The organism is Alteromonas macleodii ATCC 27126 (assembly GCF_000172635.2).
GTDB classification, from domain to species: Bacteria; Pseudomonadota; Gammaproteobacteria; order Enterobacterales; family Alteromonadaceae; genus Alteromonas; species Alteromonas macleodii.
In genome coordinates this window covers 3,163,484-3,188,769 of the sequence record NC_018632.1, presented here as the reverse complement: position 1 = coordinate 3,188,769, position 25,286 = coordinate 3,163,484, and the positions used below count along the sequence as shown (strand labels likewise).

At 45.2% G+C, this 25,286-nt stretch carries 22 protein-coding genes; 11 read left to right on the top strand and 11 right to left on the bottom strand.

The window, feature by feature from the left end:
* Positions 1-99: 99 nt before the first annotated feature.
* Positions 100-468, bottom strand: coding sequence for a hypothetical protein (locus MASE_RS13675; RefSeq protein WP_014950336.1), 369 nt, complete (start codon positions 466-468; stop codon positions 100-102).
* 332 nt (positions 469-800) lie between these two features.
* Here MASE_RS13675 and MASE_RS13670 point away from each other — a divergent pair, with 332 nt between their 5' ends.
* Positions 801-1,259 carry a retropepsin-like aspartic protease gene (locus tag MASE_RS13670; RefSeq protein ID WP_014950335.1) on the top strand — a complete coding sequence of 153 codons (459 nt, stop codon included), beginning with the start codon at positions 801-803 and terminating at the stop codon, positions 1,257-1,259.
* 91 nt (positions 1,260-1,350) lie between these two features.
* Here MASE_RS13670 and MASE_RS13665 read toward each other — a convergent pair whose 3' ends face one another.
* The 3 genes from MASE_RS13665 to MASE_RS13655 form a co-directional block, all read right to left on the bottom strand.
* Positions 1,351-1,761, bottom strand: coding sequence for a hypothetical protein (locus MASE_RS13665; protein WP_014950334.1), 411 nt, complete (start codon positions 1,759-1,761; stop codon positions 1,351-1,353).
* Between the two features lie 267 nt (positions 1,762-2,028).
* Positions 2,029-2,337: a hypothetical protein gene (locus MASE_RS13660; RefSeq protein ID WP_014950333.1), complete on the bottom strand. Its 309-nt coding sequence runs from the start codon at positions 2,335-2,337 to the stop codon at positions 2,029-2,031.
* Entirely contained in the window at positions 2,337-2,885 is a 549-nt protein-coding gene (locus MASE_RS13655) for a YaeQ family protein (RefSeq protein WP_014950332.1), read from the bottom strand. The genes MASE_RS13660 and MASE_RS13655 overlap by 1 nt, the downstream gene beginning before the upstream one ends.
* A 256-nt stretch (positions 2,886-3,141) precedes the next feature.
* Here MASE_RS13655 and MASE_RS13650 point away from each other — a divergent pair, with 256 nt between their 5' ends.
* Positions 3,142-3,783 (top strand): peroxiredoxin-like family protein, encoded by a 642-nt coding sequence (locus MASE_RS13650; RefSeq protein WP_014950331.1) that lies wholly within the window; start codon positions 3,142-3,144, stop codon positions 3,781-3,783.
* Positions 3,784-3,975: 192 nt separating this feature from the next.
* Here the strand turns inward: MASE_RS13650 and MASE_RS13645 are convergent, their stop codons facing one another.
* The gene (locus MASE_RS13645) at positions 3,976-4,884 is read right to left on the bottom strand and encodes a hypothetical protein (protein WP_014950330.1); all 909 of its coding nucleotides are present in this window, start codon (positions 4,882-4,884) and stop codon (positions 3,976-3,978) included.
* A 304-nt stretch (positions 4,885-5,188) separates the two neighbouring features.
* On the opposite strand from MASE_RS13645, the gene add reads away from it, so the two are divergent.
* From add to MASE_RS13615, 5 genes are all read left to right on the top strand, one after another.
* Complete coding sequence (gene add / locus MASE_RS13635; RefSeq protein WP_014950328.1) at positions 5,189-6,184, top strand: adenosine deaminase; 996 nt, start codon at positions 5,189-5,191, stop codon at positions 6,182-6,184.
* Between the two features lie 141 nt (positions 6,185-6,325).
* Positions 6,326-7,756: a glycoside hydrolase family 28 protein gene (locus MASE_RS13630; RefSeq protein WP_014950327.1), complete on the top strand. Its 1,431-nt coding sequence runs from the start codon at positions 6,326-6,328 to the stop codon at positions 7,754-7,756.
* Between the two features lie 84 nt (positions 7,757-7,840).
* Positions 7,841-8,200 (top strand): hypothetical protein, encoded by a 360-nt coding sequence (locus tag MASE_RS13625; RefSeq protein ID WP_014950326.1) that lies wholly within the window; start codon positions 7,841-7,843, stop codon positions 8,198-8,200.
* A gap of 66 nt (positions 8,201-8,266) precedes the next feature.
* Positions 8,267-9,499, top strand: coding sequence for an efflux RND transporter periplasmic adaptor subunit (locus MASE_RS13620; protein ID WP_232362768.1), 1,233 nt, complete (start codon positions 8,267-8,269; stop codon positions 9,497-9,499).
* 10 nt (positions 9,500-9,509) lie between these two features.
* Positions 9,510-12,647 (top strand): efflux RND transporter permease subunit, encoded by a 3,138-nt coding sequence (locus tag MASE_RS13615; RefSeq protein WP_014950324.1) that lies wholly within the window; start codon positions 9,510-9,512, stop codon positions 12,645-12,647.
* Between the two features lie 16 nt (positions 12,648-12,663).
* On the opposite strand, the gene MASE_RS13610 is transcribed toward MASE_RS13615, so the two are convergent.
* Both MASE_RS13610 and MASE_RS13605 read right to left on the bottom strand, forming a co-directional pair.
* Positions 12,664-13,233: a class GN sortase gene (locus tag MASE_RS13610; RefSeq protein ID WP_014950323.1), complete on the bottom strand. Its 570-nt coding sequence runs from the start codon at positions 13,231-13,233 to the stop codon at positions 12,664-12,666.
* Positions 13,234-13,276: 43 nt separating this feature from the next.
* Positions 13,277-15,460 carry a marine proteobacterial sortase target protein gene (locus MASE_RS13605; protein ID WP_080589187.1) on the bottom strand — a complete coding sequence of 728 codons (2,184 nt, stop codon included), beginning with the start codon at positions 15,458-15,460 and terminating at the stop codon, positions 13,277-13,279.
* 321 nt (positions 15,461-15,781) lie between these two features.
* Here MASE_RS13605 and MASE_RS13600 point away from each other — a divergent pair, with 321 nt between their 5' ends.
* The 3 genes from MASE_RS13600 (at position 15,782) to MASE_RS13590 (ending at position 18,715) form a co-directional block, all read left to right on the top strand.
* A complete protein-coding gene (locus tag MASE_RS13600; protein WP_014950321.1) occupies positions 15,782-16,696 on the top strand; it encodes an alpha/beta hydrolase in 915 nt (304 codons plus the stop codon).
* Between the two features lie 82 nt (positions 16,697-16,778).
* A complete protein-coding gene (locus tag MASE_RS13595; RefSeq protein ID WP_014950320.1) occupies positions 16,779-17,711 on the top strand; it encodes an alpha/beta hydrolase in 933 nt (310 codons plus the stop codon).
* 107 nt (positions 17,712-17,818) lie between these two features.
* Positions 17,819-18,715: an AraC family transcriptional regulator gene (locus tag MASE_RS13590; RefSeq protein ID WP_041693823.1), complete on the top strand. Its 897-nt coding sequence runs from the start codon at positions 17,819-17,821 to the stop codon at positions 18,713-18,715.
* A 5-nt stretch (positions 18,716-18,720) separates the two neighbouring features.
* On the opposite strand, the gene MASE_RS13585 is transcribed toward MASE_RS13590, so the two are convergent.
* The gene (locus MASE_RS13585; protein ID WP_232362767.1) at positions 18,721-19,416 is read right to left on the bottom strand and encodes a LytR/AlgR family response regulator transcription factor; all 696 of its coding nucleotides are present in this window, start codon (positions 19,414-19,416) and stop codon (positions 18,721-18,723) included.
* Entirely contained in the window at positions 19,413-21,272 is a 1,860-nt protein-coding gene (locus tag MASE_RS13580; RefSeq protein ID WP_014950317.1) for a sensor histidine kinase, read from the bottom strand. Before MASE_RS13580 ends, MASE_RS13585 begins: the two co-directional genes overlap by 4 nt.
* A gap of 207 nt (positions 21,273-21,479) precedes the next feature.
* Between MASE_RS13580 and MASE_RS13575 the strand changes: the two genes are divergently transcribed.
* A complete protein-coding gene (locus MASE_RS13575; RefSeq protein WP_014950316.1) occupies positions 21,480-22,922 on the top strand; it encodes a serine hydrolase domain-containing protein in 1,443 nt (480 codons plus the stop codon).
* Positions 22,923-22,950: 28 nt separating this feature from the next.
* Here MASE_RS13575 and MASE_RS13570 read toward each other — a convergent pair whose 3' ends face one another.
* Together MASE_RS13570 and MASE_RS13565 are read right to left on the bottom strand one after the other, a co-directional pair.
* Positions 22,951-24,111 (bottom strand): MFS transporter, encoded by a 1,161-nt coding sequence (locus MASE_RS13570; RefSeq protein ID WP_014950315.1) that lies wholly within the window; start codon positions 24,109-24,111, stop codon positions 22,951-22,953.
* Positions 24,112-24,273: 162 nt separating this feature from the next.
* Positions 24,274-25,227 carry a YihY/virulence factor BrkB family protein gene (locus MASE_RS13565; RefSeq protein WP_014950314.1) on the bottom strand — a complete coding sequence of 318 codons (954 nt, stop codon included), beginning with the start codon at positions 25,225-25,227 and terminating at the stop codon, positions 24,274-24,276.
* Between the last annotated feature and the right edge of the window lie 59 nt (positions 25,228-25,286).

The window sequence follows — 25,286 nt, the reverse complement described above, 5'->3', positions numbered from 1 at the left end:
AATAGAAAATGGCGTAAACAAGTATGCACAATAAAAAAGCGACTCACTCAGGCAAAAGTGAATCGCTTTGGTGCAATGTGTTGGTAGTAGAAAACGCTGTTAGTGGCGTTTGAACGGCGGACGAGTGCCGCGTTTTTGCGTGTCAGTTTGCTCTTCTAGCATTTCAAGTTGGGCAACGTCATACACAGGCATCATTGTTGTCACTCTGCGATACGGTGGCTTACCGCGCATGATGACTTCTTTCACTTCTACGTATTCAATAGCATCTTGCCCTACTGATTCCAATTGCGCTACATCGTTTACCGATAAGCTTACGATCTTGCGTTCAAATGGAGGCTTTCCTGAATAATCAACTACTTGTACATCAACCGTTTCATCAGTTGATGATGTCATCGCTTGCGCTGCGTTTGCAGAAAAACCAAGTGAAACAGCCGTAATTAATGAACCCAATACATAGCGTAATTTCATGTCGTGTCCTCTCGTTGACATACTTACCTTTCTACATTGTATGAGCGAAAAAGTTCTAAACAATGACGATTGGTGATAGGTGATTGCTATCACCTAATTGGATATAGAGAATTTGAGTAATCAAGAGAATGGAGAGCGGTTGAAAGAGAAGCTACTCCGTTGAAAACGGAGTGTTTAACGATGGTGCGGAATGGATGGTTTTGTGCACTATTATGGTGCTTTGGCACCGCCTGGTATTGTAGAGTTTCGGTAAAATCAATCATTTACCCTTTGGTCTTTATCTTGCTGTCAATCAACACCTATGTAAAGAGTCGACAAAGGGTGTATGTGCGGTGAGTGTAAAATCTAAAATTCCCTTATTTGTTCTGCTAACTTTTTGGTTAGCGTGCACATCTGCCGTGTCAGCGATAGAGCAAAATATTCCTCTTTCACAAAGCAAAGGCGGAACACTGTATCTAGAAGCGACCCTAGAATCGAACATAAAGGCTTCGTTTCTATTAGATACGGGTTCAAGCTTGTTAACCCTCAATCAAGCTACGTTCGATGCGCTAACAAGAAATCAAAAGCTTCTTGCCACCAGAACCTCTGCTGCCAGAATGGCAAATGGAAAGATCGTTAAAATATCTCAGTATCAATTAAACTCGGTTCGTATAGGAAATACGTGCGAAGTGGGGCCAGTTGAAGTGGCTGTGCTTCCCAAAGGGAACAATATTTTAGGTATTAATACGTTGCTTAGGGTCGCACCTTTAACTATAACACCAGACGCTGTGATTTTAGCCGGGTGTGAATAGCGTGTATGACTCACTTTTGTTTGATTAAACACCAACAAAAAAGCGAACCCGAAGGTTCGCTTTCAAATTTGCTTTTCGCTGGAAGATTAAATTAATCGTCGCACTCGCTAACGTCGCCGCCCATTTGCTCTTTCATTTTTACGCAAGCTTCATAAGCTTTCTTCGCTGCGGCGTCTTTAAATTCGCCTGCTTTCTCAGCCGTTGCGTCATACGCGTCAGAGGCCATTTTCTTGCCATCTTCATATGCGTCTGAAGCCATCTCTTTGCCGTCATCAAAGGCATCAGAAGCCATTTCTTTACCGTCTTCATACGCCTCAGAGGTCGCGTCTTTGGTTTTATCCCAAGAATCTGCAGCACTTTCTTTTGCACTGTCATAGGCATCAGCTGTTGCTTCGCCCGCTTTTTCCATCTCTTTTTTTACTTCGCTTTTTGTCTCTTCGCTAGACTCAGTACAGCCCATTAAAGACAGTAACAGTGCTAACGCCATTGCTTTAGTTTTCATTGTGAAGCTCCTTTTGCTGGGATAGTGGCTTGTTTCAAAGCCGGTCAACATGGTGTGTTCAAATATTCATTGTAAACGTTCATGATGCCTGCCGTTTTATTGTCATATTCGGCAAGCTGAATATTCGACGAGACCAGTCTAGCCTACTTACCTGATAAAGTGTAAGTAGACTTTATGAGGAAAAATGAAAGGTTTATAACCAAAAACAAACCTAGCTAAGATTGAACAAAGAAGTTGGATATCCTGTTCTGCAAAGCGTGATGTGGGTTACTCTTCTGGGCCTTGTGTGGTGAATATAAGATGTCGACGCATATCTTTTAACACAACGCCTTTTTTAAGCAGCGCTGCGCTTAATTTTCGCTGCCACTTCTTTAGCTCGGGCTCAGCGTTTGACACCGCTTCTTCATTTTCGAATTGAAAGCGAAGCAGTAACGAGCCGGGGAATTGGTGATACTGAACGTCAAACCAACACTGTTGCATACCATTTAACTCTTCAAGCGCTTGTGCTTCAAGGCTATCGGCTATACTAAAGACCAGTGCTTGCTGTTTGAGTTGAACGGCAGAGAGTTTTTTCATTACAAATGCTTCTCTATAGACACTTCAACGCTCTCGGTGACATCTGCACCTTCAATGGTTAGCCACATTTGCCCATCTTGAATAGTAACCTGTATTTGCATAGAGCGATGAACAGCATTGGCCAAAGTAGCGGCAAGCGACTCTGGCAAAGTGAAAACTGATAAGTTCTTTTTGGTTTGTAGCTTGTTATGTTCTTTCTTCCACCACGCGTCGAAGCTGTTGTCGGCGTAGGAATAAATCATCATTTGTTGGCTTTGATTGCAGCCCTTTTTGATGCGCTGTTCAGAGGGTTGGCCTAACTCAATCCACAGTTCTATTTCATCGCTAAAACTCTTTTGCCATAAATCTGGAACGTCATCGTCAGACAGCCCTTTGGTAAACTGTAGGCGTTCATGAGCATTAACAATAAACGCAACCACGCGCAGCATCATTCGTTCGTCATTTTCAGAAGGGTGACGGGCAATAGTAAGGTTGTGGTCGTTATAGTAATTGCGATCCATATCCGTGATGGATATGTCAGCTTTAAAAATGGTCGCTTTAAGAGCCATGGTGTTCCTGCTTTGTTCTTAGGAGGCTTGAAGTTAACCCCGTGTGCTATGTAAAAAAGTGGCATAGCAAGTTTTGGCGCTATAGTAGCAGTAAAAAGCAAATTCCGCTGTAGGTGAGTAGCGCCCAATACAAGTATTTGTCGGTTTATTTATTGGTGCGCGAAATTTCTAGTGAAGCTTCTCGGTCATATTGGACATCGCGCAAAGCGCGGATAACCAAAAACTAAACAAACAAAAATGAAAACGGAGAGGGTTAATGAAGAAACTAGTGGCTATGGCGATGTTAATGTTCGCCTGTATAGCAGGCGCATCAAATGCGTATGCTTTGGAGCGCGGCACTATTGCAGAAGATGCAGATTCAGTAACGCCGTTGCTTAATGGTCAAGTGGCGCCTAAAACAACGCTTAAAATGGCAGATGGCTCGCCGGTAAGCTTACAAGCGCTTACCATGCAAAAGCCCAGCATTGTACTTTTTTATCGCGGCGGGTGGTGCCCGTATTGTAATGAGCAGCTTGCCCAGCTTAAAGATATTGAAAAAGACTTGGTGGGTATGGGCTATCAGATTTTGGCCATTTCACCTGAATCACCAGAGCGCTTGCAAGAGCAAAAGCTTGAAACAGAATTCTTGGTTACGCTTTTATCCGACGACAAACTAGACACTATTCGCGAGTTCGGTGTTGGATTCTATTTAGATACTGTAACTGAGTTAAAGTACAAAACCTATGGCATTAACTTAACAAAAGATGAAAGCGGTAATAGTGTTTTACCAGCACCCAGCATCTTCATGCTCAATAAAAAAGGGCAGGTTTTGTTTAGCTATGTTAACCCAGACTTCAAAGTTCGCCCGTTGGCAGACCTAGTTTTAGCGGTTGCGAAAACCCTTAAAAAAGAAATGTAATGCGAATAGCCTTACCAAGGCGTTGTTCTTGGTAAGGCATGCCAAAAGTACTTTATGATATGAGCACTGCATTTCATCGCGTCTTATAATGATTAAGTTAGATTCGCACGTATTTGACTGTCATAACGAGCTGTACTTAACCATTCACCGAGTCACCCTATCTCAAAATATCAAAGTGTAAGGAGTAAGCATTTACACTGAGATCAATGAAGTGATGTGCGCGGCTAGACGTTTAGGTTCAATATAAGTGTCGCCTTTACAGTTGTTTACGACGCTTAATAGCTGAGTAAGTAAGTGTTTATTCGCTACGTTCCGCTGACATATAGCGTGAACGGTATTGAGTTCAAGTGTACTTGCTAACGCGTACACACCTTTCAAATTGCGATTTATTAGAAGCGCGTTTAACACGCGGTTAGCGGTGTATCGACGCCACGCCATATGAAAGCTGTCGAAATCGCACGTTAAGTCAACAGTTAACGCCACACGAAGCGCCCAAGACAATGGGCGAAAGTGTAAAAGATGTTCGGTTAGTAAGAATATTTCAAGTGCATGGTCAACAAACAGTGACGGCTTTGCAGTATCAGTAAGCTCAATAATGGGGAATAGCCCTTCGGCGGCGAACATAGACTCTACGAATTCAAAGGTGTAATACCCGTTACCATGAAGAGCAAGAAGGCATGTCTCAATTTCATCGAGAAGCGCTTCATCGAGGGTATTAGCAACGTCTTGAAGCGTTAGGTTATCTAAAAACTTCGCAATGTTCGGGTAGAGGGCATTAATCTCAGCCCATTTACTTTCTTTTGAATGACGTAAGGCCCTCTGATATTTAAGAACGTCGTCATGCCGTGTTAAATCGATTTGGGTGTGCAATTCGTTTCTCGAATAAATCCATCCTGCCCAAGCTATCATTGGCGAGTCCGCTAATCCAAGTGCGTGGAGCTCATTGAGCGAAGAACCTAATGAGCATACCGCTTCCACCAAGCCATGGGCTGCCTTTACATCTTTCCCCATAAAATCGGGTTCTTCTTGCATATGTTCGAATGAATACACGCCATTACGCCAGCCTGCTAAATAGCAGCCTTCTATACATTTTCCGCACATGACTGTGCTCCTGTTAGTGTTTTTTGGTGATAATGAAGAGGCCTGTTGCTCTTTGGTGGTATTTAGCCTGTTGACAAGGCGCACGCCAACGAGCAACTGGCTCGTTGCTACTAAAAATTATGAAAAGTAATCAAGAAAAGCATCGATAGAGTAAAGTTAGATGCCAAGAGCGAACTTAAAACAAATTTTGCTTCAAAAAAAGCACTGTTTTGTCCCGCTATAAAAAAGTTATTTTCTGCAAGAGTGCGAGGTTTACAGCGCCAAGTGGTATAGTAGGGCTTACGCCTTAACTCATCGTATTTCCATGATAAATAAAAACTTTCCATTACTTGATTTACATCGTCATTTAGATGGCAATGTGCGTCTGCAGACGATTCTGGAGCTTGGTCAGCAATTTAACATTTGTTTGCCAGCTTATTCGTTAGAGGGCTTGCGACCGCATGTTCAAGTAATGGAGATCGCCCCCGATTTGGTGTCATTTTTAGATAAGCTTACTTGGGGCGTTAAGGTGTTAGGCAGTCTCGACGCCTGCAAACGGGTGGCGATAGAGAATGTAGAAGATGCAGCTAAGCAGGGTATTGACTACACAGAGCTGCGTTTTAGTCCTTATTTTATGGGTGAAAGTCACGGACTACCAACACAAGGTGTGGTTGAGGCCGTAATAGACGGTGTAAAAAGCGCAACTAAAGATCACGATGTTAAAGTTAATCTCATCGGTATTTTGTCGCGTTCTTATGGCGCAAAAGTATGTCAGCATGAGCTAGATTCAATCTTGGCCTGTAAAGCGAATATAACTGCACTTGATTTGGCGGGTGATGAAAAAGGCTTTCCTGGCAACATGTTCATAGAGCACTTTACAAAAGTGCGCCGCGAAGGGCTGCCTATCACAATTCATGCAGGTGAAGCTGTAGGCCCACAGAGTATTTGGCAAGCCATTAACGACTTAGGTGCTGTGCGTATAGGACACGGCGTTAATGCTGTTAATGATGCTAAGCTAATGGACTATTTGCGCGACAACCGTATTGGTATTGAAAGCTGTTTAACCAGCAACGTATTGACGAACACGGTCACATCATTAACTGAGCACCCGTTAACCACCTTTTTGGATCACGGCATACTCGCCTGCCTGAATACCGACGACCCGGCAGTTCAAGGTGTAGAGCTAGATCACGAATTCTCCGTTGCAGCTAAGCAAGCTGGCCTTATGCCTTCTCATATTAAACAAGCGCAAGAGAATGCGCTTGCAATTGCTTTTTTAAGTGAAAGCGAAAAAGCCGCACTTAAGCGCAAAGTAAATTAATCCGAAAGATAAAAATCGTGCCGTGGTTAAACGGGCCGTAACATTATTTTGATTAATAATGCCACCGGTGGCATTATTGTCGTGATGTGAACAATTTGTTTCTTAAACGTAATAAGTTACGACTTAAATAATGGAGCTTTTATGCTGCGCTTTATACCTGATGTTGACCGTTCTATGAGTAGCTACCCCAGCCGTTTCACACACCGCCGGGCTTTGGGATGGGTGGCGTTTATTGTGACCCTTCTAACTTGTTCCTATGCGTCGGCATCTACTGACGAAGACTGGAAAATTGCTGAGCAAATTGTAAATCAGATCCAGCTGCCGAATATTCCAAACGAAAAATTTGTGGTTGATGTGAGTGATACTTCACTAAGCGCAGCGCGAGCGCCAATTCAACGTGTAATTGACAAGGCTTCTGCCAGCGGCGGCGGGATTGTTGTTGTGCCCAAAGGAACATGGCAAGTAGACGGTCCTATTCGTCTTAAAAGCAAAGTGAACTTGCACCTAGAGGAGGGCGCTACTCTGCTATTTTCCGGCGACCCTTCGCACTACCTACCCGTGGTTAAAACCCGTTGGGAGGGGACTGAGGTATTTACCTATTCACCGCTAATTTATGCGCTAAATGTGGAAGATGTGGCAATTACAGGTAAAGGTACTATCGACGGAAATGCCCAATCGGCGTTCATTGGCTGGTATGAGAAACAAAATACAGACATGCACGCGCTTCGTAAAATGGGGTTTGATGGCGTTCCAGTAGAGAAGCGTCAGTTCGGCGAAGGGCATTACTTGCGCCCTCCGCTTATTCAGTTTTTCCACGCCAAGCGAGTGCTGCTTGAAGATTATACTGCCCTGAATTCCCCGTTTTGGGTTAATCATCTGGTTTATACGTCTCATGCTACGGTAAGACGAGTGAAGGTAGAAAGTCACCTGTACAACAACGATGGGTTAGACATTGAGTCGAGCCAGTTTGTGCTTGCTGAAGATAATCACTTTAGAACCGGTGATGACGGTATCGTTATTAAGTCTGGCAGAGACGCAGACGGTCGAAATATAGGTATACCTAGCACAGACATTGTTGCACGAAACAATGATTTAGGTGGGGAAGACGGTATTGGTCTTGGTTCGGAAATGTCAGGCGGCATTAAGCGCGTATTTTTCGAGAACAATGTCTTGCATGAGGGAGACTCAGCATATCGTTTTAAAAGCAACTTAGACAGAGGGGGGCGCGTAGAAATGGTTCGAATTAGAGGCAGTAAAGTGGCTTCGTTTAAGCATTTATTCTGGTTCCAGCTAAACTACCCCAGTAATTTACATGGTAATTTCCCGGCTACCTATACCGACATTATTATTGAAGATTTAACGGTAGAAAATGTAGGAACGGTTTTGGAAATTCACGCTCCAGACGCAGCTCCTGTGAATAACGTTAAGTTTAAAGACATTAAAATCAAGGAAGCAGAAGAAATTCTTATCCTAGAAAATACCGACGATATTAGCTTTGAAAATGTCACCATAGGTGAGCAAATCTGGAACGGCACGTTTTCTTCGCTGCACATTGAATCTGTTACTCGCTAGAAAACAGGTTAAACGCGATAGGTTGTTCGCATTGGTCGTGTATTTTTGATAATTTACTGACGACTCCCTTAAGAGATATAGATTGTGAACCGAAACTTTGCTGTCAAAATACTGCTAATACTAGCGATTGTGTTGCAATCGTTTAATGCAGTGTCAGCTTTGTTAGACGCTCACCAAGTCGATGCACAGCATCTTGAGACGGTTCACGATCATGCCTCTGACAAGAAAAGTGTTGCTGAAAATCAAGTCACTGACGCCGATGGTGATGATCACAGCATAAACGACTGCCATCACTGTGGACATTGCAGCGGCAGTCATTCCTCTTGGGTTTTAGTAAAAGCCTATTCTCCAAACATTGCTTTTGTTAACTCGGGAAAAATTCTCAAAGAAGGGGCTTCTCCCTTTCGAATAAGTGGTTTCATTTACCGCCCTCCCATTGCTTAACGTTTGTACTAATTGGCCCTTTGGCGCCGTGGAAAAAACTTAGTTAAAACAAACGTTGAGATCATTATGAAGAACTCTAAAACGGTCGTAGGCGCAGTCCTGACGACATTAATGTGCGTGCCTGTCAGCCGCGCAACTACAGCGATAGAAAACGACAAGAACATTGATGCACCTATTCAGTACTTCCTAGCACATGAAAGTGGCTCGCATCAGCACGAGAAAGCGCACGAGCCTGAGGAAAATCATAAGCCTGAGGTAAGTCATCAATCTGAGGTGAATCACCAGCCTGAGGAGGTAGTCCTTACTGAACAGCAAAGGCAACTTGCAGGCGTTCAAACCTCCGTAATAGAACCTCGTATTTATAACCAACGCGTTTACGCGCCGGGTGAAGTAAAAGTAAATGGATACTCAAGCTCATTGGTGTCTCCTCGGACTGATTCGGTAGTGATTAGTCGACACGCGGCGCTTGGGGATGAAGTGGAAAAAGGGCAGGTGCTTGTCACCTTGTTCAGCGAAACCATTGCCCAGTCTCAAGCCGAATTTCTTATTGCTTCATCCAATTACAGTCGGGCAAAAAAGCTAGACAAAAACACCATAAGCGAAAGCGCGTTAGTTGAAGCTGAGAATCGTTACAAAGCGAGCTACGGAGAGCTAATTGCATTTGGACTTACTCCTAACGCAATTTCAAGCATCACTGCTTTAGACGTTGACGCTTTCGGTCAGTATGAGCTTGTCGCCGTGCGCGATGGCGTGGTTTTGCAAGACAACTTCATGCAAGGGCAAAGGGTGCTAGCTGGCGAAACAGTCATGTTGCTGGCAGACGAGAGCGATATTTGGATAGAGGCCAGCTTGCCAGCCACTAGCACGTTTCCTGTTCAGGTAGGCGATACGGCGCAAGTCATATTTAACGGTGAACATTTTACCGCGCAGGTTATTCAACAGTCGCACATTATCGATCCACTTACCCGCACTCGCACTGTCCGCTTAGCTATACGCAATACCACCCATAGCCTTCATGCCGGTATGTTCGTCGACGTACTGTTTAGTGTGCCCACTCCATCTCCTGTAATGGCAGTACCTGAAACTGCAATGGTGAGAAGTACCGACGGAGACTGGGTTATCTATGTTGAAAACGAAGCGTCGGGGGCATTTACCCCTGTTGAGGTAGAGCGAGGGGAAGCGCTAGGCGAATACCGACGTATAGAGGGCGTAGAAACTGGAACGCGGATTGTTACCCAAGGTGCATTCTTTGTCGCCTCTGAACTAGCGAAAAGCGGATTTGATCCGCACAACCATTAGGAGGCCAATTATGTTTAATCGAATAATAGATTGGTCGGTAGACAATAGTATTTTAGTGGTTGGGCTGCTGTTAGGCATAATTGCGGGGTCGGCGATGCTTTTGCCGTCGCTGAATTTGGACGCTTTCCCTGATGTAACCAATGTTCAGGTAAGCGTGAATACCGAAGCTCCGGGGCTTGCCGCAGAAGAGATTGAGCAACTTATTACCTACCCAATTGAAGCTGTAATGTATGCGTTGCCTGATGTTGAAGAAGTGCGCTCCATCTCTAAAACCGGGCTTTCAGCGGTTACCGTTGTGTTTAAAGAGGGGACCGATATTTATTTTGCCCGTCAGCTTGTTTTCGAGCGCTTGCAAACAGCAAAAGCCTTCATTCCTGAAAACGTAGGAACGCCAGAAATGGGGCCAAATACGTCTGGGCTAGGTCAAATTTATCAATACTCCCTCATTGCAGATGACGGTGCGAAATATGATGCAATGGCGCTGAGAAGCCTTAACGACTGGGTAGTAAAGCTACTGCTTATGCCCGTAGATGGCGTAACGGATGTGCTGTCGTTTGGTGGGGAAGTTCGCCAGTACCAAGTGAACGTAGACCCGTCAAAGTTACTTGCTTATGGGTTATCTCAACAGGACCTTGTTACAGCGTTGCAACGCAATAACACTAATGTTGGCGGGTGGTATCTTGAACGGGGGCAAGAACAACTTGTTGTGCGTGGAACGGGGTGGTTGGCAAGTGGTGAGCAGGGAATTCACGATATTGAGCAGGTGCCGGTAAAAACGGTAGATGGCGTGGTGGTAACTGTGTCTGATCTTGCTGATGTTAAAACAGGGCCTGAAATACGACAGGGCGCGGTCACTCTGTCTCAAAGGGCATCTGATGGCAAGGTAGAACAGTTTGGTGAAGTGGTAACAGGCATAGTATTAAAACGGATGGGGGCTAACACCAAAGCTACCATTGATGGTATAAATTCAAGAGTTGCGCTTATTAATCAAGCGTTACCCGAAGGGGTAAGTTTCACGCCTTTTTATGACCAGGCAAACCTGATTGAAAAAGCAATTTCTACCGTAGTTAAGGCATTAACCATCGCCTTCGTTTTTATCACCATCGTTCTCGCCCTTTTCTTAATGAACGTGGGCGCTACGTTTCTTGTGCTCATCACTATTCCAATCGCGATAGCAATGGCGTTGGCCATCATGGCTTTCATGGGGCTGTCTGCAAATTTGATGTCGCTTGGCGGAATAGCGGTGGCTATTGGTATGTTAGTAGACGGTTCCGTTGTGATGGTTGAAAACATCTTTAAGCGATTAAATGCCAACACTTCGAGCTCGCATGAAGATGCCCAATCTTTCAAATCATCTGTAAAACTAGCGGGGAAGGAAGTCGCCAGACCTATCTTTTTCGCTGCATCGATAATTCTAGTGGTCTTTGCTCCTTTGTTTAGTTTTGAGGGAGTAGAAGCCAAGCTTTTTCAGCCTATGGCTATCAGTATTATGCTTGCTGTACTTTGTGCCACTGTCGTTGCGTTGTTCTTCGTTCCAGCCTTAGCCACATTTCTATTCAAGCGAACTAGGAATGTGAAGCCGAGTGCTTTGTTGATACCTGTTGAGCGCGCTTACCAACGGGCACTTTCTTTTACGTTGCTGCATACCAAGTGGCTAGTGTTACTGGTTGGTCTGCTTCTGGTTTCTGCTGTTGCCCTTGTGCCAAAAATTGGCACCGAGTTTGTTCCTGAGCTAGAAGAAGGAACAATAAACTTGCGTGTTATTTTGGCACCGTCTTCAAGCCTAGAGACTTCATTAGCGGTAGCCTCAACGTTAGAAGAAAAGCTGTTGGCGTTTCCCGAAGTAACTTATGCGCTAAGTCGTATAGGCCGCGCTGAAATAGGCGGCGACCCAGAACCGGTCAACAACATCGAAATTTACATCGGGTTGAAACCTGTTTCAAAGAGGGAAAGCGCGAGAAATCGTGATGAGCTACAGCAAAAAATGCAGGCTGAATTGTCGCAGTTCCCCGGCCTTCTACTTAACTTTTCTCAGCCTATTGCCACCCGTGTAGACGAACTGCTTTCCGGTGTGAAAGCACAGCTAGCCGTTAAATTATTTGGGCCAGACTTGGCTGTTCTAAGTGCTAAGGGACGAGAAATAGAGAGCGCTATTCAAAACGTAAAAGGAACCAGAGACGTGGCGATGGAACAAATTGTGGGGGAAGCTCAGCTGGTTATTGCTCCTGACAGACAAGCGTTATCACGCTATGGCTTATCGGTGAGTGACATAATGGAAGTGGTACAAGACGGGGTAGGAGGTGTAGCCGCAGGTCAAATCATTAACGGAAATGAACGCTACGATATTTACGTTAGGTTAAAAGAAAGCGCACGAAAAAGCAGCGACACCATAGCAGATATTCGACTTCAATCGCCCAGTGGTGCCTGGCTTCGTATTGGCGATGTGGCATCGGTATCTTATGAATCCGGGCCTCCGCAAATACGCCGAGATGACGTTCAGCGTCGCGTAGTGGTGCAAGCTAACGTCCAAGGAAGAGATATGGGCAGCGTGGTTCAAGAGATACAAAGCGCCATATCTTCAAGGGTGGATTTGCCCGCGGGGTACACGGTTCAAATAGGCGGGCAGTTTGAGAGCCAACAGCGTGCTCAGAAAAAATTGTCGCTCATCGTGCCGCTTTCTTTGGTATTGATTGCGGTGCTGCTTTACCTCGCGTTTAATTCCCTGGGTCAAGCGATGTTAATACTTATTAATGTGCCACTTGCCATCATCGGAGGCGTGTTCTCTTTGTATTTATCCGGCCAATATCTGTCAGTACCAAGTTCAGTCGGTTTCATAACACTATTCGGTGTTGCCGTTTTAAATGGCGTAGTGATGGTGGAAAGTATTAACCAACGGGTGAAAGGGGGAATGACTGTTGATAGCGCTGTTTTCACTGGTGCTACATCTAGGCTAAGGCCGGTTTTGATGACGGCGGTAACGTCTGCACTAGGGTTGGTACCCATGTTGATGTCAAACGGTGTCGGCGCCGAAATTCAGCGGCCGCTCGCAAGTGTTATCGTGGGTGGGCTGGTTACTGCAACGCTTTTAACGCTCTTTGTGTTACCTGCCTTGTACAGCGTATTTTCGCCGAAACAAGCGGCTAATTAATTGTGGGCGAACCTATTTAGGTTCGCTGGGTTTCAGTTTCGACCAGCTCAACAACAAGGCGTAAATTACTTTGTGTTGATACCGCATTAAATGGGTAGCAGGTAACTAAATAGAGCTGCTGCCCATTTACATCTACTTTCATTGCCGAGGCAGCATCGACTATCGTCTTCGATACAACCCGATAGGTTACCCATTGTGAGTTCGGCAACTGTAATTGCATAATATCTCTGGCTCTCACCTTCTTTAAGAACGTGAAGTGAGTATCTCTATGCCCGCCAATCACACTACCACCCTGTCCGAGTGGGGGCGAGTCGGTGTGGTGTCCAGGGCCAAATGCAAGGGCGTTTCCCTGTGCGCCTTCTAGTACATACAGCTGCGTCTCGCTTTTTGCATGAACCAGCTTGCCCACTGGCCAAGTATCAGACCAACGCCAAGGCTTCTGGTTAGCGCCAGTGGCTAGCGTTTCTTCCCACGAAGATTGAATTAAATATTGCGCCAGTTCAGCTTTCAATAATATCCAGCCAGCTTTGCCAAAACTGGCTGTGGCGATCAAGACTAAGATGATGGTAAAAGAGTATTTAATCATTGTTTGTCCAAGCCATATTAAGTCAAAAAATAAAGAAATGAGTTTAAGGTGCTAACCTCGTCCCCCCCTTGTTTCGCAAAAAGGCGATGCTGTGAAAAAGCGACAATAAAAGTATGGCAATCATGCCTAATACGGCATGTTCAGATACACCCGCTGCGGTTTGGGGGTAACTGATTTGTCTGAATTGCGTTCCCTGTGGCATTAGGTTTCTTACGTTTTCGGTGGAAGACGGTATGCGCTGTGTATTTGCTATTTTTTCTTCAATAGCAACGAAGCTGGTGAACTCTGTTATAAGTTTATGGGGCAGGGCTACAGCAAGAATGTCTTGTTTTACTTCATCTACATTTCGCCCTAACGCTTTTTCATCCATTAACGCCGCCACTTTCTTTCTTGCCCACGCAGTCGCTACGCCAAGGTGTTGAGTAGAACCTGTCGACGTTGGCGATATTGCTACCGAACGGGTCCACTCGCGAGCGGTGCCCTGCTTGTCTACTAGTGTGCCTTGAAGGGTTATTTTTCCGCTTGTACCGGCGTTATGAGGCAGTTTCACATTCAAAAGCAAAGGAACACCCGCGTATAAATCAGGGATTTTAGAAGGGTAAATCTCTGCTGACTGTGCATAGCCAGCCGGAAGAGTGAGGCTTAAATCACTCAACACAGGGCTTTCTAACTTATAAAGCAAGCTATCCATTTGCTGTTTAATATCTGCAGTATTTCTAACAAAAACATAGCTTCCGAGACCAAATTGAGCGGCTCGGGTCATAAAGTAGCTATTAGGCGCGCTGCCTATGCCTACTGTAAAAAGGCGCGCATCACCCAGTTCGTTCTTTATTTGCGAGAACAATGCAGCTTCATTGCCTACCGCACCATCGGTAATAAAGACAACTTGTTTTATAAAATCTTTAGTTGTCGTGCGCTTAAGTGCGGCATTAAGCGCTGGCGCCATTTCAGTGCCGCCACCTGCATTAAGGTGCTTTACAAAGTCCCTCGCATATTGCTTGTTTCGTGTTGTTCCCTCTACAGAGGTTTCAAACAAACGCGTGGTGTCATTGTTAAATGCTACAACGTTAAATCGGTCTTTCTCACTCAAGCGGTCTATCGCTAATTGTAAACTCTCTTTTGCGTCGACAATCGGGCGACCTCCCATAGAGCCTGACGTGTCGATAACGAAGGTGATATCGCGATCAAAATCCTGTAAATCTTGGCTCTTCACTTGTGGTGGCATTAGCATAACAAGGGCGTAGTCATGCTGACCTTTCGACTCAGTGAAAATAGCTGCTTGTGGTGCACTAGAGGGCGAAGGCTGCCACTCTAGCCAAATGTCTCGGTCCATTTTGATATTGCTTTGATTAAAGGTGACAAGATAATTACCTGTGGATTCTGACCAATTCACACGGTGATTTCTGCTAGTGACGCTATTAAGCGTTAATCCAGTATTTAGTGTTGCGTTGAACGTAAGTTGCGGGCCTTCGTTGCCTTCTCTCATAAAAGGCGTGATAGCTCTGGCATCGGGTACCTGATCTGTGGGTTCTCCCCAACCTGTACCTGATATTTCAGCCTCTATATTCTCGTTAAACTGATTTAGCGGAATGCCGGGCGAATAGCGAGGAGTGAGCGTAGTAGGCAAGTGAAAAGTAAATTTTCCATCGCGGTAGTCTACCTGTTGGACATACTGAAGTGTCACCATTATTTCCTCACCTGGCGCTATATTCGCGACCTGCTGGGTGAATAAATTTGGGCGTTGTTGCTCTGTTAAACTGGCTTTCTTTCCCGCTTTTTTGGCCGCTTCAAATGCTTCTTTCGCTTCTGCCTTCGGCTTAATTTGACCCCGGATTATTCTGTCTCCTATACGCATTTCCATACTGTTAATCGCCGCGTTTTCATTAAGCGGAAAGGTGTAAACGGCATGCTTCCATTCATTACTGGTGTTAGTGAATTTTTGAGAATAGGTAACGTGCGCAATCATGCCATTCACCTGTAAATCCACGTCAGTTGAATGCAATAGAGCGGGGGAAGACTCACCGTCTGCGCTTTGCAGCATCATTTCGCCAGACTCAGCGCGACTTAGCGGGCTAACTACTACACCAAGCAAAAAGCACAGGAAGGAAGTAAGGATAAGCAACCTGTGATTACGCGGATTGGCTGCATGTTGCCGTTCCCTAAACCAAGGTTTGTGAGCATTGGCAGGCGTTAAATAATCCCGTTTGGGTGTTTTGGAAAATAGCATGGTAGTGGCACTGAGTTAACGAACGGTAACTTCTATTTAAGAAAACAAATAGGGCGTTCATGGGCGAAACAATGGGGCAAGTTTGTGATGAATTGTGTCGTTGTTAATTTAATCAGGCTATTCGTTGAATGGGCGGCGCTTTTAAAGGTGGAAGGTAACACGCCTTGTATTGCTAAATTCCAAAGTAACCGGTTCAGGCAACTAATGCGTCGTTTTAGGCAAGGTTGGCTATCTCTCAACACCTATACTTAATTCATGGTTTGACGAGGTAATCGTTAAGCAGGCAAGAACATCATTTTCACCTAACGACGAGTAGACATTATGAACAAAGTATCATTTCCAAATACCAACGGTTTAAACATTACTATGTCTGGTCTGATAAATTTTCCAGAGAATTTTGATTCAACTAAAACTTACCCAGCCATTGTGGTTTCACATCCGGGCGGTGGCGTTAAAGAGCAAACTGCTGGAACCTACGCAAAAAAACTAGCAGAAAAAGGCTATATCGCTCTTGCGTATGACGCATCGTATCAGGGCGAGAGTGGTGGCGAACCACGCCAACTGGAAAACCCTCATGTTAGAACAGAGGATGTAAGTGCAGCAATTGATTATCTGACAACCTTAGATTACGTCGACAATGAACGTATTGGCGCAATGGGTATTTGTGCGGGCGCTGGCTATACCGCAAACGCTGCCATCAACGATAGACGTATTAAAGCGGTGGGCACAGTAAGCATGGTCAACATTGGCCAAATGTTCCGAAATGGTTGGGACAACAATGTAAAAGACAGTGAGGCATTGCCTTACTTAGAAGCGGGCTCTGCGTCTAGGACCTCTGATGCCAGCGGTGACGATATAGCGACTATGCCAATGGCGCCTTTAAAAGAAGAAGATGCATCGAATGAAGAACTTCGTCAAGCGTGGGAATACTACCATACCGATCGCGCAGCATATTGCACAGCGCCAGGATTTGGTACTGCGAGAAGTTTAACGCAGCTAATTAGTTATGACGCCTTTTTTAAGGCAGAAGCTTTCCTTACCCAGCCTTTGTTGACGGTGGTTGGAAGCAATGCAGGAAGCAAATGGATGAGTGACGACTTGATGGCGCGTGCTGCAACATCGGATAAAGCCATGCATGTCATTGAAGGTGCAAACCACATGGATTTGTACGACGGCGAAGCAGAAATTACAAACGCGATGAGTGCGTTAGAAACCTTCTTTAATCGCACGCTATAAGCAGTTATTCCTAAACAACTTCTGTTGCCGACATTGCATTTGCGATGACGGCGCAAACAATGCTTGAGACAAGGAGCATAAAATGAAAAAGGTCAGTTTTAGAAACTCAGACATGGCATGGGATATTTCAACCCTTATTCTAACGCCACCCAATTTTGACGAGGCTAAACAATACCCGACAGTCATTAGTGTACATCCATTTGGTAGTTGTAAAGAGCAGACATCAAGCGCTACTTATGGGAAGGCACTTGCAGAAGCAGGCTATGTAGTCATTGCGTTTGACGCAAGTTTTCAAGGGGAGTCTGGAGGTGAACCTCGCTTTGTGGAAGATCCCACCCAACGGGTAGAGGATGTGAGTCGAGTCATTGATTATGCGGTTACCTTGCCTTACGTTGACGCGGAAAAAATTGCAGGCATCGGTGTGTGCGGTGGTGGTGGCTATGTTTTAAATGCTGCTTTAACTGAAAAGCGAATCAAAGCCGTAGTGGGGATCACACCTGTCAACATTGGTCGACTCTTTCGAGAAGGCTTTAGCATGTATAACCCCATTGGTGCGTTAGAGGGTATGGCTGCACAGCGAACTGCAGAAGCCCGAGGCGGTGAGCGACTGGTAAATGAACTGCTCCCTGCAAGTCTCGCTGAAGCCAAAGACAATGGAATGACGGAACGCGATGTTTATGAAGCAACTGAATACTACAAAACCCCGCGAGGCCAACAGCCGGGTGGCGCTACAAGAATGTTGTTTTCTCATGCGCAAAAGACACTGGCGTGGGACGCATTTTCTTTTGCAGAGACCCTTATGACGCAACCCGTAATGGCAGTTATTGGTCAGAAGGTTGGGGCATTTGGTGCCTACCGTGACGGCATGGAAATATACGGGCGCGCAGTGGCATCTAAAGATCGCCAATTGGTTGAATTAGAAGATTGGTCCCATTACGACCTTTATGATAAAAGTGAACCTGTTGGGCTGGCCATGGCGCAAATTGTACCTTTCTTCAAAGAACATGTAGGTTAGTAACTAAGAATAAGTGATGATAACTTGCGCCCAAGGCATACAGCCGAAGGGCGTAATTGTTGTTTAATCCTTTTCTTTTCGAAGTAATGCTTGTGGGAGATCGAACGGTGTTTTTTCCAATCAGTGATGCGAAAAAAGCGTTAAGTGAAATGGTGCTGGACTACAGTCGAAAAGAGGGAGACCACGAAACGCCGATTTCAGGCCTTACCCTTCACGTAAGAAATGCGCCGACAGAGCCTTTACACTGTATTTATACGCTTAGCCTAGCGGTCGTTTTGCAAGGGGCAAAGCTCCTTTCCTATGAAGACCAGCTCCATGAGTCAACTGCTGGCCAATCTATGCTAACTACCTTTGATTTGCCGGTAATTTCTCATGTGTCAGAAGCGACGAGGCACAACCCCTTTGTAGCGCTGGTTCTGAAGTTAGACTATACCCTCATTCTGCAAGTTTGCGCCGAGCTTAATCTGTCAAAACCGCCAAGAGATATTCGATATCAACCAATATCGACACAAGATGTGGATGAAGGCTTGTACGACGCTCTAGGTCGCCTTATTAAAATGTGTGCCCAGGGAAAGTTTTTGGATAGCCTTTACCCATTGGTTGAAAAAGAAATTGTTATTCGTTTACTTGATGGACCACACGGATTGCACCTTCGCCACCTTGTGTCGTCAGGCGCGCCAAATGCACATATTTTAAAAGTGGTGACGTGGTTAAAACAGAATTTTACTCAGTCAGTGGGAATGGACGCATTGGCGGATCAAGCCCACATGAGTGCCTCTACTTTCAGGCAGCGCTTTCGAGCACTTACTGGTACCAGCCCTTTGCAATATCAAAAGACACTAAGATTACAAGAAGCAAGGGATCAAATGCTGATGAACGGTTTGGACGCAACACAAGCAAGCTCATTGGTTGGCTATGAAAGTGCATCTCAATTTAGCCGAGAATACAGCCGATTGTTTGGCATGCCGCCTCAAAAAGATATTCAACGCTTACGCACAGTTTAGAAGTCTTAGCTGCCCAGAGCATCAACCAGCGTATTGAATTTAGTTCTTCCTACTGGAACACTCGCGCCAGAGTGCAGATGTGCAATGTACTTCGCACCTGAGTGTTGTTCGATATGCTTAACTTCATTAAGAGGTAACGCATAAGAGCGATGAACTCGCATAAATCCTTGAGGTAGAATTTGCATTAACCTGTCTAAGTGCTTGTCATGCAATATGGTTTGATTGTCTTTAGTGGTTATTTCACTGTAGTGCCCTGCGGCTTGAATGAATTGAATATCATCAACTTGAAGAAAGCAGAGCACATTGTTTTTGCGATATGACAACCGCTGACATTGGCCCTTAAATTGATGCAGAGAAAAGCGTTCTATTGCTTTACTTATTCTTTCTTGAGTAAATGGCTTACCAATAAAATCAAGTACGCCAAGCTCAAACGCTTCTAAAGCCCTGTCGGTATTCGCTGAAACCACCACGGTGTGATAAGGGGCGGCAAGCTGTTGATGAATTAATGAAAAACCGTCTTTTCCATGCAAATTCAAATCTAGAAAGAGCAAGTCTGTGTCGCGGTTAGACAAATGCTCTTCTGCATCATCGAGGTTGGAAAAGCGATGAATAGTGGTTTTATCGTCGGTACACTGGTCGATAAAACGAGCAAGTCGTTTGGCAACCATGGGTTCATCTTCTACTAGGGTAATATTCATCATAGCGTTTGTAAGGTGATTTGTTCGGTCTGCTCGGCGTGCGCGTTACTTTGCTCACCCGAAACGAACGTTGTTGGAAATGTGAGCTTAGTTACCCAATACTTATCTTCAATAAATTCCACTAGCTTCCAGTTATTACCAAACGCTTCTGTGAGCCGGGCTTTAATGTACTTGGTGCCAACACCGGTTCCTTCTTTATTCTCTAATGCTGATGTCTGGTAAGAATAGTGTTGAGTAAGCTGAGCTTTAAACAGCAAGGTAGTTGAAGGTCTTTTATTCTTATCATGCTTGGCATTCTCTACGGACACACCCTGTGCTTCATCCTCTTGTTGTTCAGAAAAGCTAAGACTAAATTGATACTCTCCCGAGCCGTATCTGTTGTGGCTAAACGCATTTTCTATGAGGGTGAGTAATACTCCGGGAGGAATAAGCTGCTGCCCTTTGTTTTCTGACATCTCCGGCTTTTGCAGTGAAAAGTGGGCGTCGAAGCGGTATCCCATAATTTTAAGGTGACTTTCACAAAGGGCGACTTCCTGCTGTAAAGCAATTAAGGCTCTATCGCTTAAGCTGGCCATTTGGCGAAACTCCGATGCTAGCGCCTGAATAAACCCAATGGCTTCTTTAGGGGCGATTTCAATCCACTCTTCAATTGCCGTTAGGGTATTGAGAATAAAGTGAGGCTGTAGCTGTTTTTTTATAAGCTCAAGCTGCAGACGCTGAGTGGTAAGCGTTGACTGCGTAAGTGCACGCTGCCTCTCAGCATGGGTTTGGCTTAGCACGAGTAGTAATAAAAGCGCTAAGCCACTAAACGAAACAAAGAAATATTGGTCCATAAACGAAAAACGGTTTATGAGAACGGGTGAAACAAATACCGCTATTCCCATGGTCATTAACCACGCGTACTTCTTCCGTTTATAAATACTGGCCACACCAATAATAAAGCTAATGAGCAAAGACACACTGAACAACAAAAAGCTGCGGTAATCGTAACCATCGAAATATAACAGTACCTCACAACTAGCCATAACCAACACAAGCAAGGTACTGATAAACCAAGTTTTTGAATAGCGGAAGAAAGACAGGAAAAAGAGCGGTAGCACCAGGCTGATAACAAGGGTTAACCCAAGGACGATTTCCATTCTAAGGATGTGCCACTGGTAGCTGTAACCGAATAGACCTCGCCATGACTCGGCCAAGATTAATAGAATCAGCATGGTGCATAGGCAGCTAAACCACAGGTATGCAGGCTCTTTGAGCGATGAAAAGTACACCACAAATGAATACATGGCGACAAGAACCAAGCCACTTAGCATCATTAAGGGTAATCGTATACGCCACTCATTAATGGCGGCAAGAGTTTCGAAGTCGTCTGCAAATACCCAAAATCCACTACTTTGCGCGGTATCTGGACGAAATTCGCTGCTCAGCCTTACCATCACCGTGTTATCACCAGTATTCAGGTGCTGTGTAGGTAGTATGAATATACTGTCTATTTCACCTGGCAATTCTTTGCTCTCGGCTGTTGCAGGCATACCGTTATCACCAATGTGATAACCGTTCAAATAAACAGAAAACGCGCCAAGTATAGAAACAAACAAGCCTTTAGGCGCACTCTCGGTTTGTTGCACACCTTGTGACCCATTTGATGTTGCGTTGAACGCAAGTGTGAACTTGAGCCACCTTACTTCATTAGACAGTTCGATATCCGACTGGGAATGAGCCCGCCATCGAGGGTCGTTCTCCGCTGGTACTTCCTCTTGCCCAGAATAGAGGATGCTGACCTGAGAAGGAAATGTCGGTGAATGGGGGGGCTGTTCGTGCAAAAGTACAACGCCCCAAATGAGCATTGTCATAAGCATTAAGTAGAACCAATTGAGTTTTTGCACGGGAAGTTAGGGCGTGTTGTTTGTTGTTATTGTTAACACAGTACACAGTACACAGTTTTTAACTGTTAATGAAGTCGAAGTAATGCACTTGGGGAATGCCTGATGCAGTTCAGGAAATAGGTTGCCGTAAACCGAATAATTGACGCTACATTTGGCTGAAATTTATACGGAGAGTAATTTATGACACCCATTAATAAACTAGTAGCCTTTACCCTTTTACTTTTGTGGTATGCGCCACTTGAAATAGCCCACGCAAATGACAACCAACTGTTGTCTCAAGCAGAACTCAACGAGCTCTTAAAAGAATACAAATTAAGTGGCGTAAGCGTCGCGGTAATCGACGACTTCAATGTTGTCTATTCCGCCACAGCTGGGGAAAAGGTGTTCGGTTCAGGTGATTCTATTAACCAGTCAACGGCCTTTTCTACCGCTTCTATTTCCAAGCCGGTTACCGCGCTACTAGCGGCTATGCTCGAAGAGCAAGGCAAGCTTAGTTTAGACGACTCTGTAGCTAAGTATCTCACCCGTTGGACACTGCAAAAAGAGCAGTTTCCCAACCCAGAGGAAATTACTTTTCGTCGGTTGCTCAGCCACACTGCGGGCACCACACAAAGTGGGTTTGCTGACTTTTATAAAGGAGACGCTGTGCCAACGGCTATCGATAGCCTAAACGGAGTAAACGTGCCTCGTTATGACTCGCCCATTAGCTTAGCATTTAAGCCTGGTGAAAGTTGGTCGTATAGCGGCGGTGGCTACGTTATTGTGCAAATTGCGCTGGAAGATCTAACTGGAAAGACATTGCCTGAATTAGCAGAAGAAATGCTGTTTAAGCCGCTTAACATGGTTAACACCACAATGTATCAACCTGACAGCCCGATATTTTTGCAAAATGTGGCAAGTGTTCATCACGACGATTTGAGCGTGATCCAATCTGGATATCCAATTTGCCCGCAAATTGCGCCTTCGGGAATGTGGAGTAATGCTCTTGATATGGCAACATTGATTATCGAAATGCAAAGAGCACTAAATGGCGATGAGACAAAGGTAATCTCGCAAGCAGTGGCGCGTAATACTACTCAAATTGAAACCCTCGATGTTGTAGGTGGTTGGGGGTTAGGCTGGATGCGTCTTGAGGCTAAAGGCAACCTAGAGTGGTTCTCTCATGGTGGTTCAAACACAGGAACAGGAGGGCAAATCATGGGCACAATGCGCGATGGTAGAGGTATCGCTATATTCGGTAACGGCGGCAACCCTGCTCGAATTCCGGTTATTGAAACAGTTATTGCAACGGTTATGGAAAAGCTCGACTGGAAGAAAAGCTTGCCCGTGGTAAAGCAACAGGTTCCCCTTGAACTGTTAAATGACTTTGAAGGTAAATATCTTGCAGGCTTTGGAGAAACCATCGAAATCAGCAAGCAGAATAACCAGCTTTTCTACCAAGGAAGGCTGTTGCTGTGGAGTCATATCGAAAGTGGGGAGCTTGTTTACCTTGGTGACGGAGAATTTGGTGTGGAAGGTTATCCAAACCGACTTTCTCTTGAAACAGTAAGCGGTAAAAAGCGGCTGAAAGTGTCGCGAAAGGGAAGCGATAAGGTGTCGTATTTTGAATCTGCCCCAGAATAGGGGCAGTAAGATGGACAAGGCGAGTGAGCTACTCGCCTGCCATAGCACGACCTTTCGTTTTAACACTGGCTATCAACATATAAATACTGGTAGCAAGTAAGCACCCAAATAAGTAGCCCATCAATCCTTGAGGGCCTACTAAAAAGTTATCGGCAATGAGTGGGCCTACTACTGAACCCACGCTGTAGCTGAAAAGCATGACCTGTGTGGCGCATACAATGAAGCTAGCATCGAGTTTGTCGCAGGCGAGATTTATTGCCACTGGGTATAGGGCAAATATTGCCATCCCTAATAGAAACAGACCTGCTCCCAAAGCGTAAATACCACTAACCGCTGCGGTTAATGTTATGGCGGCGACACCCAGTAAACAAAATAGCGCCATGAGTAACGTGCGGCCTAAGTACTTGGATAACGCAGGAATTAGAGGTTGAACTGCCATAGCGCCTAAAATAATTAAGGCCATTAAGCTACCCAAATCGTCATGAGCAATGCCGCGGTTTAATAGTTCAAGGGGCATTAAGCCGTAAATGGCACCTAGGGTTAAGCCTGACACTATGCAACCAATAATTGCGGCATGATTTAGTTTCGATATTTGCTTTAGCGACAGTGGCGTACTGTGGGAAGCTTCAGGCTGCTCGCTCTTTGCAAACAAAAGTACGCCAATGGCTAAAATCAACATGGTGAAAATGGCAGCAAAAGGAAGCATGCCGCCTACGCCAATAGCGCCAATACCTAACTGACCTAAAGAGCTTCCCCCGTACAGTGCGCCCATGTACAAGCCTAAACGTTTGGCTCTATCGGCTTCGTCGCCGTGTAAAAGCCACGACTCTACGATAACAAATACACCTGCTACAGCAACGCCAGCCACTAACCGAGCCACAAGCCAAACCGCGGTGTGAGCAAACAAAGGCATTACTGCGATAGTAAGTACAAGGATGCCTAAACACAGTGCAAAACCGTGCTTGTACCCAATGCGGGTGACCAGCGGTTCAATGGTAAGGGCACCTACAAGTAATCCTGCGTAAAAGCTACTGGCAAGCCAACTGGCGATAGCCGTGTCTAGGTTGTAATGGCTGAGCATTAGTGGGATCAGACTCATCAAATAGCCAGACGCAACTGCGTACATACCCAGCGCAATAACGGGAACAGAGATTCGCGCTTTGGCTGGCGGAATTAAGGTGTTGTCCAAGGTAATGCCTTACATCAGAGGAAAGAGAAGATAATTTCGCGGCGCGAATATGAGGCAAATTCTGATATAGGTAAAATGAAAAGAAATGCTCGTAAAGATGCTAAAAATTGATGGTGAGGAAGGCGCTGCTAGATAGTGCATACGCCTCAGATAGTTTAAGCATTAGTGCCTTAAATCATCCGGTGTATGATCTGCCACAAATGCATTTCTTTCGCCCATGGGTCTGTCTTCACCCACCGTACTGTCTGCAGTAGTTTGGAGCTCTATCGACGAGTTCACCTCTGCACCAATTAGAATGATATACGCGGTTAAATACAACCACATGAGCAAGATAATAATTCCCCCAACGGAGCCGTAGGTTTTGTTGTAACTTCCAAATTCATTGAGGTATATCGAAAAGCCATACGAGGCTACTACCCATAATAACGTGGCAAAAACTGAACCCGGCGTCACCCAGCGCCACTGGGCTTCTCTTCGGTGAGGCGCATAACGATATAAGGCAGAGAGCGCAATATTAAATAGGGCCAGCATCACCGGCCAAGTCACCCACATGGCTTGCTCGGTACTAAGGGCATTTGACGTCATCCAGCTTATTGCCTCGGGTAAAATAGTGATGCAGGCAAGGGACACAATTACAGTAAGGATCATAAATATGGTGCACGTAATGCGTGCCAGGATACCTTTAAGAAACCCTCTTCCTTCCGCCTCGCTATAGGTAATGTTGCATGCCTTTATCAGAGCGTTAGCGCCTTTGCTGCTGCTCCACAGTGATAAGAGCAGAGTAAATAAAAAACTCCAGCCTAATGCAGTATTCGACTTCTCGGTTAAATTTTTAAGCTGTTCTTCAATAATGTAGCGACTGTCATTTGGTACTACATTTACCAGCAATGCCATATGACTTTGTAGTTCGTCGGGTGATACAACAAGGCCATACAAGGCAATGGTTGCCCCTAGTAAGGGGAAGATAGCCAGCAAGCAGTAAAAGGCAACGCCAGCGGAAATAAGAGGAATGTTGTCTTTTTGCAGGCTAGTGAAAATACGCTTTGAAATACTCCACCAACTTTTCAAAGAAAGCTCGAATGCAGATTTAGCGTGGTTAAAACGTTCCTTGCTCATGTGTCCTCATGCCTTGCCTAAACAATAAAACTCTTAAAGCTTGATACATGGAAATTTCG